The sequence below is a fragment of the Microbacterium dextranolyticum genome, from assembly GCF_016907295.1.
In the GTDB taxonomy this organism is placed as follows: domain Bacteria; phylum Actinomycetota; class Actinomycetes; order Actinomycetales; family Microbacteriaceae; genus Microbacterium; species Microbacterium dextranolyticum.
Window position 1 is genome coordinate 72,330 of sequence record NZ_JAFBBR010000001.1, and the last position, 12,470, is coordinate 84,799.

The window sequence follows — 12,470 nt, forward strand, 5'->3', positions numbered from 1 at the left end:
CGTGGGGGTCGGGGTTACAGTCTACCGGCGAGCGGGGACGGGTCCGGTCGTTCGGCCGGGTCGGAATGCGCAGGTGAGCAGAACGGATGCCGGGACGCGCCCCTCGAGCATCGCGGCGACCGCCTCTCCGGCGGCGCGTCCTTTGTCGGTCGGCGGCTGCACGAGCGTCGTCAGTTCGTAGGGGGAGAGCCCGTCGACGGGGATGCCGTCGAAGCCCGTGACGCTCACGTCGAGCGGGACCGTCAGCCCGGCCTCCTCGGCCGCACGGATCACACCCGCCGCCAGCAGATCGCTCTGCGCGATGACCGCGGTGGGCCGGTTCGCAGGGTCGGCGAACAGCACGCGACCCGCCGCCAGCCCCTCGTCGATGGAGCTGCCCGCGGTCGCCAGCGCGGGGGCATCCGCGAACACGTCGCGGGCCCCCTCGAGCCTCTCGCGCGTCACGTCGATCGTGATCTCCGCGTCGGAGGGGAGCCAGCCGGACGTGATCTCGGCGCGGGTGCGCAGCGTGACGATCGCGACATCGGTGTGACCGAGATCGCGCAGGTGCTGCGCCGCGGTGCGCTGGGCGTCACGATTGTCGAGAAGGATCTGTGGGACGTCCGAGCCGGCATCCCCCTCGATGACCACGAGCGGGAGGCCGCGGCTGCGGGCCGCGTCGAGGGATTCGCGCAGCGGTGCATCGCAGCCGATGAGCACGGCGGCATCGACGGGCGCGGTGAGCAGGGTAGGCGCGTTCTCGACGTCGGTGTGGGTGCGCAGCAGCAGCAGACCGGCGCCGAACGGCGCGACCGCTTCGGCGAGTCCGTCCATCATGAGGCGCTGCACCGGATCGAGGAAGAGGTGGTTCAGGCTCGCACCGACGACGACGCCGACGATGCCGCTGCGCCCGAGTCTCAGGGAGGCCGCGCGGGGGTCGGGTCCGACGTAGCCGAGCGCGGACGCGGCGGCGAGCACGCGGCGCCGTGTGGCATCCGACACGGGCGTCTTGCCACTGAAGACCACCGACGCGGTCGAGGGTGAGACGGCCGCCTCGCGGGCGACGTCTGCGATGGTGGCGCGTCGGTTCGTCACCGACACCACTCTACCCGCCGCGCCAGCGGGAGATCGAATCGATTCGGTAGGGTGGACCCGTGACCTGGACGATCATGACCCACCGCCAACTCGTCGCGTGGCGAACGGCGATCTTCACGCTGTTCTTCTTCTGCGGCGTGACCTTCGCCTCATGGGCGTCGCGGCTGCCGGCGGTGAAGGTCAATCTCGGCCTCGACGACTTCGAGGTCGGTGCCCTGCTGTTCTCCATGGGTGCGGGCTCGCTGACGGGCGTCATGCTCGCGAACGTCGTCGTCGTGCGGTGGGGCGCGAAGCGCGGACTGTCGGTGACGATCGTCGGCGTCGCCGCAGGTCTCCTGCTCGCCGCCCTCGGCGTGGATGCGCTGAACTCCTATGCCCTCGCGGCCGCCGGACTCGCCCTGCTCGGGCTGTGCTTCGGAGCGACCGACGTCATGATGAACGTCGAAGCGGCGTCGGTCGAGCAGGCGTTCGGCCGCACGATCATGCCCCTGTTCCACGCGTTCTTCAGCCTCGGCACGGTCGCCGGCGCCGGCGTCGGCGTCGTGATGGCCGCCTGGGGCGTCGGGGTCTCGTGGCACCTCGGTGGGGTGGCCGCCGTCTGGCTGGCGATCACGGCACTCGCCCTGCGCGCCATTCCGGCGCACGAATCCGCTGCGGAGGAATCCGCCACGGCGACCACCCGCGGCGAGCGCCTCGCCACCGCCCTCGCGGTGTGGCGCGACCCGCGCACGTACGCCATCGGCGCCATCGTGCTCGGCATGGCGTTCGCCGAGGGCAGCGCCAACGACTGGCTCACGATCGCCGTCGTCGACGGGCACCAGGAGACCGAGGCCACGGGCGCCATCTTCTTGACGGTGTTCTCGGTGTCGATGACCGTCTTCCGGGCGATCGGCGGCCCGCTGGTCGATCGGATCGGCCGCGTCTGGACGCTCCGCGCCCTGTCGATCGCCGCCGGCGTCGGCCTCATCGTGTTCATCCTCGCCCCGAATATTCCGCTCGCCTTCGTCGGCGTGGCCCTCTGGGGTGCGGGGGCCTCGCTCGGCTTCCCCCTCGGCATGTCGGCCGCCGCCGACGACCCGGCCAAGGCCGCGGCATCCGTCTCGGCGGCGGCGACCATCGGCTACGTCGCCTTCCTGTGCGGCCCGCCGGTGCTGGGGTGGATCAGCCACCAGATCGGCATCCTGCCGACGCTGTGGATCATCGTCGGTCTGATCGCCATGAGCGGTTTCGCGTCGGGTGCGGCCAAGCCCATCGCCGGATCGACCGTGGGCGCCGGGCACCACTGACCCGGGCCCGGCGCGAGGGTCTCGCAGGAGGAGTTCTCCGCGGTCGTTCGGTCGTGCGGCCACGTACACTCGACGGGTGCGCCTGGTCATTGCCCGCTGCTCGGTCGATTACACCGGGCGTCTGAACGCTCATCTGCCCCTGGCGACGCGCCTGCTGGTGCACAAGGGCGACGGATCCCTGCTCGTCCACTCCGACGGCGGTTCCTACAAGCCGCTCAACTGGATGAGCCCGCCCTGCCGCCTCGAGGTCGAGACGCCCGACGACGAGTCGGCGTCGGCCGGCGTGATCGAGCACTGGCGCGTCACTCATGCGAAGACCGGGGATGCCCTGCTCGTGCGCATCTACGAGGTGCTGCACGACTCGTCGCATGAGCTCGGCGTCGATCCCGGGCTGCAGAAGGACGGCGTCGAGGCCGATCTGCAACGACTGCTCGCCGAGCAGGTCGAGGTGATCGGCGACGGCCTGACCCTCGTGCGTCGCGAGTTCCCGACGGCGATCGGGCCGGTCGATCTGCTGCTGCGCAACCCCTCCGGCGGCACGATCGCCGTCGAGGTGAAGCGCCGCGGCGACATCGACGGCGTCGAGCAGCTCACGCGGTATCTCGACCTGCTGAATCGCGACCCGCACCTGGCACCGGTCGCCGGCGTGTTCGCCGCGCAAGAGATCAAGCCGCAGGCCAAGACACTCGCCGGCGACCGCGGCATCCGCTGCGTCACCCTCGATTACGAGGGCATGAAGGGCATCGAGTCCGGAGCCCCGCGCCTCTTCTGACCCGCACCCCTTCCGCCCCGCGCCTCACCTCACCCGCACCCCTTCCGCCCCGCGCCTCGCCGGGACCGCCCCTGCCTCACCCGCGCTCCATCTGACCCGCCTCTGCCTCACCCGCCTCATCCGCGCACCGAGTCCCCGCGAGACCTCGCTTGTGTACGCTTTTGCGGCGTGTCGCGGTACATACGCGAGGTTTGGCGGGTTCACGCGCGGCGTCGATAGGCTGAATGCCATGTCGCTTCGATCGCCGTGGACCTGTGTGCTCTGGGATGTCGATGGCACGGTGGTGGATGCCTCGGACGGCATCCTGCGACGCCTGACGATCGCGCTCGAGCACTTCGGCAAGCCCGCACCCACGCGTGCCGAGCTGGTGCACTGGATCGGGCCGCCGATGTTCGAGTCGTTCCAGACGAACGTCGGGATGACTCCCGAGGAGTCGACCGAGGCCGTCGCTTACTACCGGAAGATCGGCAAGGCGGACGGCTACACGACGGGCGCGAAGCTCTACCCGGGAATCGGGGAGCTCATCGCCGACGTCGCAGCTGCCGGGATCCCGCAGGCCACCGCCAGTTCGAAGCCCGAGATCCAGGTCGCTGCACTGGTCGAGCACTTCGACCTGTCGCCGTACCTGCAGGCCGTCGTCGGCTCGACGCCCGACGAGCGGACGCTCGCCACGAAGGCCGACATCGTCGCCGAGGCGCTGCGTCGTCTCGCTGCAGCCGGGGTGGACGTGAGTCGTCCGGTACTCATCGGCGATCGTCATCATGACGTCGACGGCGGAGCACAGCGCGGCGTCCCCGTGATCTTCGTGCGATGGGGCTTCAGCTGGCCGCACGAGTCCGAAGGCGCGGCGGCCGTCGTCGACGACGTCGCGCAGCTGCGTTCACTGCTCTTGATCGAGGACTGATCACCTCGATCGATCACTGGCACGAGTGAAAAGGGCCCGCGCGAACGCGGGCCCTTCACTCGAATCAGAGGGGTCGGATGTTCTCCGCCTGCAGACCCTTGGGTCCCTGGGCGATCTCGAACTCGACGCGCTGGTTCTCCTCGAGCGAACGGTATCCGCTCGACTCGATGGCGGAGTAGTGGGCGAAGACGTCAGCGCCGCCCTCATCGGGAGCGATGAACCCGAAGCCCTTCTCCGAGTTGAACCACTTGACGGTACCGCTGGTGCTCATGAACTGCCTTACTAGACGTGCGATGACGACGCGACTGCGCCGACAGGCACCAACCTAGCCGTGCGCCCGCCTTCGCGCGTCATCCTTTTGGTGAAGGTGACATAAACGTTGCAACACAAGCGTCTTTATTACGGCGATGCTCTCCAACCATTCGACGCCCGGGCGTTACGCGCTTGACGCGTCGCCCGGGCGTCGACGGATCCCCCCGGATAGGCCACGCAGTGCGTGGCTGACGATCACTGTACTGAGTGGCCGATGCTCGCGGAGGCACCTGTGGATAAGAATCCCCCGTGAGTCACCGGCGAGAGTGCGACAGGCCGACGACGGGGCCGCGGGCGAGAGTAGGGGCGCGACATAGGATGTCGGAGCGATGACGGTCATCCTGTCCCCCATCGACCTGACGCCCGGCATGATTCTGAGCGACGAGGTCTACGCGCGCGTCGGCGCGGCCATCGTCGACGGCTCGCTGCCCCCGGGACACCTGCTGCGCGACGTCGAGATCGCCCGCCAGCTCGGGATCTCGCGCACGCCGGTTCGCGAAGCCCTGCAGAGACTGGAGCGATCCGGCCTGGTCGAGATCGCCGTCGGCCGATACACGCGCGTGTCCGTGCCGGATCATTCGCTGCGCGCAGACACCGCCGAGTTCACGATCTATTTCATGGGCAATGCACTCTGCATGACGCTCCCCCGCTGCACGGACGATGCGCTCGCGGCACTCGTCGCGCACGCGGATGCCGTTGTCGTCGCGGCCCGCGCCGGAGACGAGCTGGGCGTCTTCGACGCCGCGACCGCCCTCTTCGTCGCCGTCACGATCGGCACCGGCAACCACATGGTCCGCGGGGTCATGCGCGAGGGCGCTCTCGCGATCGAACGCAACCTTCGCGACTGGCCACCCTTCTACGAGGCCTCCGCCCACAGCGTCGATGCGTGGAACGACCTCCGCGATCGCATTCTTGCTCGTGACGGAGCGGGCGCCGAGAGAACGCTGCGCGATCTGCACGGTGTTCCGTGATCGTCAGGGCAGACATCGTCGCAAGAACTATTCGAAAGTCGGATGCGGACGTAGCATCTCCTCTGATATGAGCGACGCATTGCACCCCATCGACCTCGTCGGCGGCATGATCCTGAGCGACGAGGTCTATGCGCGCATCGGCGCGGCGATCGTCGACGGCACCCTGCGCCCCGGACAACGCCTGCGCGACGTCGAGATCGCCCGGCAGCTCGGAGTGTCACGCACCCCGGTGCGCGAAGCACTGCAGAGACTCGAGCGCTTCGGTCTCGTGGAGATCGCCGTGGGGCGCTACACGCGAGTCACCGCTCCCGATGACAAGCTGCGCCGTGACACCGGCGAGCTGGCCGCGTACTTCCTGGGCAATGCGCTGCACCTCGCACTCTCGCGCTGCGATGACGCCACGCTCGCGCGCATCGTCGCCGCGGCGGATGCCGCCATCGCCGGCGTCCAGGCCGATGACAGCCGCGCGGTCTTCACCGCAGCCGTCGAGCTGGGGATCTCCGTCACTCTCGCAACCGAGAACAACGTGTTCCTGGCGCTCGTGCGGGAGTCATCCGTCGCCACACGACGAAACCTCGGCGGATGGTCGGGCATTCTCGCCCCGCGCGAGCAGCGCGAGCGCACCTGGCGTCGGATGCGCGACTGCATCGCCGCACGCGACGGCGACGGAGCCGAACAGACGGTGCGCGATCTCTACGGAATGACCGCCGGCGCCCGGCTCGGGGACGGATCGGCGGCCACCGAACCCGACTCCATGTAGAGAGCGGACGCGGCGCGCCGTCGACCGTGTGTCACGGATGAGGCCTCGCGTCCGCGATCATCACCGAGATGCCCGCCTCCCGGAAGCTCTCGACCTCGTCGGCCGGAGCCGAAGAGTCTGTGACGAGCACGTCGATCCGGTCTGGAGGAATCGTCTGGATCGGCGAGTCGATCCCGACCTTCGTGTGATCTGCCAGGACGACGACCCGACGCGATCGCTCGGTCGTACGGCGATCGATGCTAGCGACGTGCGCATTCGGCGTGCTCAGCCCGTTCCGGGCGCTGATCCCGTTGCCGGACATGAATACCTTGTCGAAGCGGAACCGCGAGACATGGCTCTCGGCGTCGCCGCCGACGACCCCTCGAATCGAGCCGCGCAGCACTCCGCCCAGCAGGACGACCTCGACATCTCGCGCGTCGCAGAGCGCGTCGGCCACCAGAACGGAGTTGGTGACGATCATGAGACGTCGCCGAACGAGGCGTTGAGCCAGCGCCTGAGTCGTGGTCCCGGCGAGCAGCATCACCACCTCGCCATCCTCGAGGAGCGTGGCGGCGAGACCGGCGATCGCCTGCTTCTCGTCGCTGGCCACCTGCGACTTGTCCCGGAACGTCGGCTCATCCATCCCCAGCCGCGTCACCGACGCTCCGCCGCGGTGGCGCACGATCAATCCGCTCGACTCGAGGGCGCGCAGGTCGCGACGGACGGTGACCTCCGACGCACGGACGGTGCGCGAAAGGTCGACGAGCGACACCGTTCCATGCACCACCAGAATGGACATGATGATCTGTCGACGCTCTTCTGTGAGCATGTCGGACTCCTTCGGTCGCGCTCGTTCGCTGTGCAGGCGCCATCGCCCCCACCGCATCCCGTCGCCACGGGGCCGGGAAGCAGAGCATGCTCCCCGGCCCCGACGTCCGCGACGGCGGATCAGGACTCGGTCGCCCTCCTCCGCCGGGAGTGAAGCATCGCACCCGCCGCGACCAGCAGCATTGCCGCAACGATACCGCCGACGAACAACTCGCCTCCGGTCGCGGGGAGGCGCCCGGATGCCGATGCCGTCCCCGCAGAGGAGCCCGCATCCGTTCCCGTTCCACCCCCGGTTCCCGTTCCACCCCCGGTTCCCGTTCCCGCTCCCGGGTCCGGCTCCGCGCCCGTCACGGTGAGGGCGGCGCGCACCTCCAGACCGCCTGCCGTGCGAGCGACGACCTCATGGCCGCCGGTCTCGGTGTCGGCGGGGATCACGATCTGGGCCTCGAACACTCCGCTCTCGTCCGCTGTCGCCGATCCCACGGCGACAGGCTCGGAATGAAGCTCGAGCGCGATCTCGCTCCCCGGCTCGAACCCGGTACCGCGAACGGTGAGCGCGGCTCCGCGTACGACCGACGTCGCACCCAGAGTCAGCGCCGGCGTCGCCGGCACGGCGTCGTCGCACTCGACCTGGGCCTCAGCCCAGTCCGCGTGGTCGTAGTCCTTGCCGTTGGTGGACTCCGAGGCGCGCAGGGTGAGTTTCTTCACACCGGTGACATCCACCTCGAACGGGACCGCTCCACTCGCGTTCGTCACGACTTCGGTGCTCCGCAGCACGGCGCCGTCGCCGATCAACTCGAACACGACCGATCCGACGCCGATCTCACCGGGAGTGTCCAGCACCTCATCGTCGATTCCGACTGTGGCCGTGAACGACGTGCATGTCCCGCCCAGCCACGTCGTCACCTCACCCGGCGCATGCATTCCGATGCCCTTGGCGTAGGTGGTGCCGGCAATGCTCAGCGGTCTCCCGTCACCCCGCGCCGCCTGTCCATTGGACATGTCGCGCTCGACCGGACCGTATCCGTTCGATTCGGATATCCACGGGAGGTCGGAGATGTACTTCTTCCCCTCCAGAGGAGGCGGAGCGATCCACACCGTCGACTGGTTCGATGCCGACCTGTGCTCGCCCTGCGCCGTGTACGAGACGACGACCGGGATCTCGCGAACCTCGCTCGCAGCGTCAGCGGGGACCTTCACCGTCCACGATCCCGCCAGCGGGGTCTGCGCAGAGAGCGTCGCAGCCGAGGCGGGCGCTCCGACCACCGTCCACCCGGAGGGCAGGACCGGCGCCATCGATACGTCCGCGGCATCCGCGGCGACCGTGAAGGATGCCGCGAGACGAAGCGACCCTCCCGCGGCGACGTCCATCTGCACGGGGTCGACGCTGAGATCCACAGCGGCCCAGGGTGTCGCGGGCTGGAGACACGACTCACGTCCCTCGACGGCTGCGCACACCACCGCCGCGAACCCTCCGTTTCGGGCGGTGGGGATCTGCAGCGTCTCGCTCGTCGTGTGGCGCTCCGTGCGGAGCACCGTGGCCGAGCCGTCGGCGCCGTCGTCCGTGAGCAGGTCGACGATCACGTCACCCGAGCCGAGCCCTGACAACGGCAGCGGAAGCGCCTCACCGGTCCCCGCACGCATCCCCCCGACGTACCAGCGCTCGTCGTGCTGCCGCGCGAGCACGATGCTCGAGGCGGGATCGCCCGACAGCAGCCGCGTCTGCGTCCACTGGGCAGGCAGGTTCTGCAGGAAGCGTTCCGCGTTCGGCTCGGCCGCGTAGCTCTCCGGCTTGTCCGACGCGTGCTGCCACCCGGATTCGTAGACGATCCCCATCGCGACTTCCTGCGCCTTCGACGAGTTGTCGGTTCCGCGCGAGAACGTGATCGGGGTCCAGTCCATCGACCCCACGACATTGCGCGTGAAGGGCACCGTCAGGCTGCGGGACGGCACGACGCCGTTCTCCGCGCCGCGGACCGCTTCATAGCTCATGACGTTCGGCCAGGTCCTCTGCAGGCCGGTGGGCAGGGATGCCCCGTGGAAGTTGATCATCAGGTGGTGCTGGGCCGTGTCAGCCGCCACCGCGTCGTACCACTGGTGGATCTCCTGGCTGTCGGAGTCCATGAAGTCGACCTTGAGCCCCTTGACACCCCACGACGCCAGCTTCGGCAGCCACTCGTCGCGCTGTTGCTGCGTGCGCAGGTCGCGACTGTGGAACCACACGATCACGTCGACCCCCTTGTTGGCCGCGTACCGAACGGTCCGGGGCACCCAGCTGGCGTCCCAGCCCTCGTCCAGCAGCACGTACTTCCACCCCATGCGTGCGGACAGGTCGACGAAGTCGCGCTGACGCGCTTCATCGCGCGGCGAGCCCCAATCGGTCAGCCAGCTCCAGCTCGACACCCCCGGCGTGATCCACGAGGTGTCGGCGACCTGGCTCGGCGTGGCGAGGTCGTCCACGAGGGTCGAACCGACCACGGTGTCCAACGATCCGACGATGGCCACTCGCCACGGCGTCACCAGATCCCCCGTGGAGGCGACCGGTCGGTCCTCGAACAGCTCGATTCCGTAGCTGAGGGAGCCCGCCGAATGGGTGAGATGCGTCGCGGAATAGTTGCCGTGCACGTTCGACTCGGTCAGGAGCACGAATGCATCACCCTGCTCGAAGAGAGCGGGGTAGGCGGTGACTCCGGGCGCGGATGCCGCCGTGGTCGTCGTCCACTCGGCTTCATAGTTCGGCGCGTACGAGTTCTGCATCCACGCGCGCCCGTCCTCGGGTAGCGTCCACGCACCGCTCTCGCGGTCGACCCGATGCTCTCCGCCGCCAGCGATGCCGTAGCGGTAGGCGACACCGTCCTCGCCGGCTCGAACGACGAGATCGATCGTGCCTCCCGACGCGTTCGCGAAGGTGAAGGTGCTCTCGACGTGGCGGTAGGAGCGTTCAGTCGCCTTTCCCGTCACCATGCTGTAGCTTTCCGCGACGGTACGGTCCGACCGCGCGACGAACGTCAAACCGGACGTGAAGTCGCCATCGCTCCCGCGGAGCCCGAGGTTGGTCGAGGCGGCGACGACGCGATCGTGCGCGCGGACCTCCAGAGCGACTCGCCCCTCGCTGTCGAGCCGCACGGCGGCGTCCGCCGCCGTGATCGACGGTCCGGGGACCTCCCACCGGGAGACCTCGGTGGGCACACCCGGCTGCGTGCTCGCGCACGAGAGTTTCGCCATCGCCCAGTCGGCGTGGGCACCGTTCTTGCCCTTCGGGCCCTCGACGACGACCAGCTGCAACTCGGAAACCCCGGCCAGGTCCGCGGTCAGCGGCTTTGCCGCCTCGAGTCCTTTTACCGAACCGGAGTCGGCCAGCAGCGCACCATCTCCGTAGACACGGAACGTCACCTCTCCCTCGCCCGACGCCACTTCGTCGTCGAGGCCGACGAGAGCACTGAACGTCGTGCAGTTGCGCGAGAGATCGACGGACAGACTCGACGGAGCGTGTGAACCGATCCCCTTCGCGTACGCCGTCCCGCCTACGACTATGGAGCGGCCATCGGTAGCACCATCCTCTCCGTTCGAACGATCGCGCTCGATCGGTCCATAGCCGTTCGACTCGTTCGTCCAGGGGAGGTCCGACACGAACACCTCTCCGGTCGGAGCTGCGGCGCTCGCGGTCTCCGTCGCCACAGCGGACAAGAGACCTCCCGCCAGCACGCTGGTGAGGATGACCGCCGCCGTCTTCCTCGTGTGTCGTGTGGCACGTCGGGCGTTCCGTCTGACATGACTGGGCACTGAATCTCCTTTGATCGTCCGTCCCGGGGTGGACACAGCTTATGGATCCCCTGGGCGCCGACCTCAGGAACGGTCGATACTGATCACGCTGCGCTGGAGTGCAGTCCGAATCGATCAGCCCTCCATCGAGCCGCCGCTCAGAGGGCGCCGTGGGGCGTTCGGATCAGCGTGCGTCGAGCAATGGTCCTGCCCTGCTCACCACGGGTACGCAAAAACGGCTGAACCCCCGAAACCGGGGGTTCAGCCGTTCACGATGTTGTGAGACATCGCACTGTGCGCGAGGGGGGACTTGAACCCCCACGCCCTTGCGGGCACTGGCACCTGAAGCCAGCGCGTCTACCTATTCCGCCACTCGCGCGAACCGTGGCATCCGAAGATCCCGCGTGTCCAACTTCCCGAGGATATCACGCGCAGAGCACTGTTCGCGGCGCAGAGCGACGCCCGTGCACCGCGGGCATGCCGCTCGCGCTCAGGCAGTGCAACTAGCATGTACGCACCGGTCCAAGCCTGAGGAGCCCCGTGGGACTACTTGACAGCTTCGAGAAAGGACTCGAACGCGCTGTGAACAGCGCGTTCGCCAAGTCCTTCCGCAGCGGCATCCAACCGGTCGAGATCGCGGCGGCACTGCGCACGGAACTCGACGCGAAAGCGGCCGTCGTCAGCCGCGACCGCATTCTCGCCCCGAACGCCTTCGAGGTGCACATGTCGCCCGCCGACGCCGAGCGGATGAATTCGCTCGGGTCGGCCCTCGACAACGAGCTGCACGGCCTCGTCGAGACGCACGCCAAGACACAGGGCTTCGCGTTCGCCGGCCCCGTGACGATCGTGCTCGCCGCCGACGCGCAGATGCCGACCGGAACCCTCCGCGTCGACTCGCAGACAGCCGCCGGCACGGTGTCGTGGCGGGGCGTCGTCGACATCGACGGTGCGCGCCACCCGCTCGTGAAGGGGCGAACGGTGATCGGCCGCGGCACCGACGCCGACATCACCCTCGCGGATGCCGGGACGAGTCGCCGCCACGTCGAGATCCTGTGGAACGGCGAGCGCGCCATGGTGCGCGATCTCGGATCGACCAACGGCACCCTCGTCGACGGCCAGAAGGTCGCGGAGGCTCCGTTGCCGCCCGACTCGGTCATCACGATCGGGCGCACCGACATCACCTTCCGCGTCATCGCCCAGTCGACGCCGCCCCGGCCGACGACCTCCGCCGCGGACGCGACACGGGCGTTCGGGTTCGGTGACCGCCTGTGAGCGCGCTGACTCTTCTGCTGCTGCAGATCGGGCTTCTGCTCCTGCTCTGGTTCTTCGTCTTCGCGCTGGTGTACTCGCTGCGTGCCGATCTGTTCGGGGTGAAGGTGCGAAAGCTCGCCGACCCCGCGCCGGTCGCAGCCGCAGCGGTGGTGCCGTCCGCGTCCGCCGAGACCGCACCCGTCGCACCCGCGCGCGCCCCGACGCCGCGGGCGGCACCCGCACCGAGCGGCCCGGCCCCGGCGACCCGCGACGCCGTGTCGCGCATCGTCATCACGAGCGGACCGAAAGCCGGCCTCGAACTGCCGTTGACCGGCGAGCCGCTCACGATCGGCCGCTCCAGCGAGTCGGGCCTCGTCATCCGCGACGACTACACCTCGAGCCACCACGCGCGCCTGCTGCTGTGGGGCGATCAGTGGATGCTGCAGGATCTCGATTCGACCAACGGCACGTGGCATGACGGCGCCCGCGTCGCGACCCCCGTGGCCGTGCGCGTCGGCGCCCCGATCAAGGTCGGCGCGACGACGTTCGAGCTGCGGAAGTAGTCCCACCG

Annotated in this window: 11 protein-coding genes and 1 tRNA gene; 7 read left to right on the top strand and 5 right to left on the bottom strand. The window is 68.9% G+C overall.

The window, feature by feature from the left end:
* Positions 1-21: 21 nt before the first annotated feature.
* Positions 22-1,074 carry a LacI family DNA-binding transcriptional regulator gene (locus JOE64_RS00240; RefSeq protein WP_204962412.1) on the bottom strand — a complete coding sequence of 351 codons (1,053 nt, stop codon included), beginning with the start codon at positions 1,072-1,074 and terminating at the stop codon, positions 22-24.
* Between the two features lie 74 nt (positions 1,075-1,148).
* Between JOE64_RS00240 and JOE64_RS00245 the strand changes: the two genes are divergently transcribed.
* From JOE64_RS00245 to JOE64_RS00255, 3 genes are all read left to right on the top strand, one after another.
* Entirely contained in the window at positions 1,149-2,360 is a 1,212-nt protein-coding gene (locus JOE64_RS00245) for an MFS transporter (RefSeq protein ID WP_204964878.1), read from the top strand.
* 76 nt (positions 2,361-2,436) lie between these two features.
* On the top strand, positions 2,437-3,132 hold the full coding sequence (nucS, locus tag JOE64_RS00250) for an endonuclease NucS (RefSeq protein WP_204962413.1): 696 nt from the start codon (positions 2,437-2,439) through the stop codon (positions 3,130-3,132).
* Between the two features lie 229 nt (positions 3,133-3,361).
* Positions 3,362-4,036 carry an HAD hydrolase-like protein gene (locus JOE64_RS00255; RefSeq protein WP_204962414.1) on the top strand — a complete coding sequence of 225 codons (675 nt, stop codon included), beginning with the start codon at positions 3,362-3,364 and terminating at the stop codon, positions 4,034-4,036.
* Positions 4,037-4,100: 64 nt separating this feature from the next.
* Here the strand turns inward: JOE64_RS00255 and JOE64_RS00260 are convergent, their stop codons facing one another.
* Positions 4,101-4,307: a cold-shock protein gene (locus tag JOE64_RS00260; protein WP_005054759.1), complete on the bottom strand. Its 207-nt coding sequence runs from the start codon at positions 4,305-4,307 to the stop codon at positions 4,101-4,103.
* 370 nt (positions 4,308-4,677) lie between these two features.
* Between JOE64_RS00260 and JOE64_RS00265 the strand changes: the two genes are divergently transcribed.
* Together JOE64_RS00265 and JOE64_RS00270 are read left to right on the top strand one after the other, a co-directional pair.
* Positions 4,678-5,319, top strand: a complete 642-nt coding sequence (locus JOE64_RS00265; protein WP_204962415.1) for a GntR family transcriptional regulator — start codon at positions 4,678-4,680, stop codon at positions 5,317-5,319.
* 67 nt (positions 5,320-5,386) lie between these two features.
* Positions 5,387-6,079: a GntR family transcriptional regulator gene (locus JOE64_RS00270; RefSeq protein ID WP_204962416.1), complete on the top strand. Its 693-nt coding sequence runs from the start codon at positions 5,387-5,389 to the stop codon at positions 6,077-6,079.
* Between the two features lie 31 nt (positions 6,080-6,110).
* Here the strand turns inward: JOE64_RS00270 and JOE64_RS00275 are convergent, their stop codons facing one another.
* From JOE64_RS00275 to JOE64_RS00285, 3 genes are all read right to left on the bottom strand, one after another.
* Positions 6,111-6,887: a DeoR/GlpR family DNA-binding transcription regulator gene (locus tag JOE64_RS00275; RefSeq protein WP_204962417.1), complete on the bottom strand. Its 777-nt coding sequence runs from the start codon at positions 6,885-6,887 to the stop codon at positions 6,111-6,113.
* A gap of 119 nt (positions 6,888-7,006) precedes the next feature.
* Complete coding sequence (locus tag JOE64_RS00280; protein WP_271202466.1) at positions 7,007-10,564, bottom strand: NPCBM/NEW2 domain-containing protein; 3,558 nt, start codon at positions 10,562-10,564, stop codon at positions 7,007-7,009.
* Between the two features lie 379 nt (positions 10,565-10,943).
* Positions 10,944-11,027 (bottom strand) — tRNA-Leu (locus tag JOE64_RS00285).
* A 161-nt stretch (positions 11,028-11,188) separates the two neighbouring features.
* On the opposite strand from JOE64_RS00285, the gene JOE64_RS00290 reads away from it, so the two are divergent.
* Both JOE64_RS00290 and JOE64_RS00295 read left to right on the top strand, forming a co-directional pair.
* Positions 11,189-11,920, top strand: coding sequence for an FHA domain-containing protein (locus JOE64_RS00290; RefSeq protein ID WP_204962418.1), 732 nt, complete (start codon positions 11,189-11,191; stop codon positions 11,918-11,920).
* Complete coding sequence (locus JOE64_RS00295) at positions 11,917-12,462, top strand: FHA domain-containing protein FhaB/FipA (RefSeq protein ID WP_204962419.1); 546 nt, start codon at positions 11,917-11,919, stop codon at positions 12,460-12,462. The genes JOE64_RS00290 and JOE64_RS00295 overlap by 4 nt, the downstream gene beginning before the upstream one ends.
* The last annotated feature ends 8 nt before the right edge of the window (positions 12,463-12,470 follow it).

Bases quoted from the DNA above. Each gene is read 5' to 3' on its own strand.
- JOE64_RS00245 (WP_204964878.1), top strand. From the start codon at position 1,149: ATGACCCACCGCCAACTCGTCGCGTGGCGAACGGCGATCTTCACGCTG.
- JOE64_RS00255 (WP_204962414.1), top strand. From the start codon at position 3,362: ATGTCGCTTCGATCGCCGTGGACCTGTGTGCTCTGGGATGTCGATGGC.
- JOE64_RS00260 (WP_005054759.1), bottom strand. From the start codon at position 4,307: ATGAGCACCAGCGGTACCGTCAAGTGGTTCAACTCGGAGAAGGGCTTC.
- JOE64_RS00265 (WP_204962415.1), top strand. From the start codon at position 4,678: ATGACGGTCATCCTGTCCCCCATCGACCTGACGCCCGGCATGATTCTG.
- JOE64_RS00270 (WP_204962416.1), top strand. From the start codon at position 5,387: ATGAGCGACGCATTGCACCCCATCGACCTCGTCGGCGGCATGATCCTG.
- JOE64_RS00275 (WP_204962417.1), bottom strand. From the start codon at position 6,887: ATGCTCACAGAAGAGCGTCGACAGATCATCATGTCCATTCTGGTGGTG.